The sequence below is a fragment of the Desulfomicrobium escambiense DSM 10707 genome (assembly GCF_000428825.1).
Taxonomy (GTDB): Bacteria; Desulfobacterota; Desulfovibrionia; order Desulfovibrionales; family Desulfomicrobiaceae; genus Desulfomicrobium; species Desulfomicrobium escambiense.
The window spans coordinates 1-1,518 of record NZ_AUAR01000038.1; the positions used below are offsets into that span (position 1 = coordinate 1).

At 62.3% G+C, this 1,518-nt stretch carries 1 protein-coding gene and 1 pseudogene; both read right to left on the reverse strand.

The features are described from left to right. The coding region (locus tag G394_RS0115945) for a methyl-accepting chemotaxis protein (RefSeq protein WP_028578505.1) at positions 1-1,175 on the reverse strand (1,175 nt) is incomplete at its 3' end. 200 nt (positions 1,176-1,375) lie between these two features. Continuing rightward, positions 1,376-1,518, reverse strand: a pseudogene (locus tag G394_RS21680) (chemotaxis protein CheW); the annotation flags it as partial.

Sequence of the window (1,518 nt, forward strand, 5' to 3'; positions counted from 1 at the left end):
ACTTCACTGACGACCTCGCGCAGCTTGGCGACCATCTCGCGCAGGGCCTGGGCCAGGATGCCCAGTTCGTCCTTCTGGTTGACGTCCACCTCTGCCGTCAGGTCGCCCTGGGCCAGCTTGCGCGCGAAGTCCACGCCCTTGTACACCGGGCCGGTGATGGACCGGGTCAGCAGGAGACCGAGGGTCAGCGCGATGATCACGCCGACGACCATGCCGCCGATGGCCATGGCGGTGTCCTTGTTCGCCTCCTGGCGTGCGCCTTGGACCGCGGTCTGGCTTTCGCCGACGCCGAGCTCGACGAGCTCGAGCATGTGGCCGTCCAGCTTGGCCTGCGTGGCCTTGGACTCGACCATGAGCAGGCGTCCCATCTCCTGGAACGCTTTCTGGGCATCCTCGGCCTGGCCGCGCATGGCACGGAACTGGGTGAAGACGTTTTCGGCGATGGGCAGTAGGGCCATGTATTTGGCCTTGGCTTCCTCGCCGCGGCCGGCGGCGGTCAGCTCCTTGATCTCGCGAATGGTCTGGTGAAAGGCCTGATGGTTCGGCGCGACCGCGTCCATGGCGCCCTTGAGCTGGGCGTTGGCGGTGGAGAACCCGGCCGCCCACTTGCCGAAGCCGCACGCGGTGTGGTCAGTCCCCCCCTCGAACGCCTCGCCCGTGGCCATGAGCTTTCCGACCTCGGTCATGAGCTTGTAATGGTCGCCGCGGTATTGCTGCAGCCGGCCCATGAGGTCGTCGGGGTTCATGATGTCCAGGGTCAGCAGGTGCTGGTTGAGCTCCAGCACCTTGTTGTTGGCGCCGGCCAGGGTTGCCAGGGTCGCCTGGCATTCCTTCCATTTGGCGTCCTCGGCGGCGGTGCGCGGCAGGGCCGTGTAGGTGTCGGCCGATTTCTTGTAGTATTCGCGGATGCCCTGGATCTGGACCGGGATGTCCCTGCGGTCCTGGGCCGAAAGCTCTGCGCTGAGCAGGGTGCGCAGGTTTGTGGACAGGTCGGAGATGTTTCCCTTGATGCGCAGCAGATGTTCGACGGATGGCAGGGAAACGTTGCCGAGGGTTTCGATGCTGCCGGAGAGGCCGCGCATGCCTGCAATGCAGACGAGTCCGATGATCAACGCGATGATGGCGGTCATGCAAAAGCCGCCGATGAGCTTGAGACCGAGTTTGATGTTTTTCACGAACGTCTCCCTGGGGCGGTGGGGTTAAAAGTGTATGAGCTTGTACCCTCTGTCACAAGGCGCCGCGTTATGCAATGCCTCGTGTGATTGTATGACAAGGTCCTACATCTTTTGCCTGCATGCCCCTTTCCCGCTGTCGCCCTTGTCCGGCGGCCCGTATACGAGCCGCCGGACAAGAAACGCTCGTTTTTCATCGTGTCTCAGTCTTCATCAAGATCGTTTTCCGCCATCATCTGGAGTTCCTCGGGCGAGAAGACCTTTCCGATGTCGAGGATCATGATGAATTCCTCGTTCTGCTTGCCCATGCCTTTGATGAAGTCTGCGCGGATGGACGTACCCATGC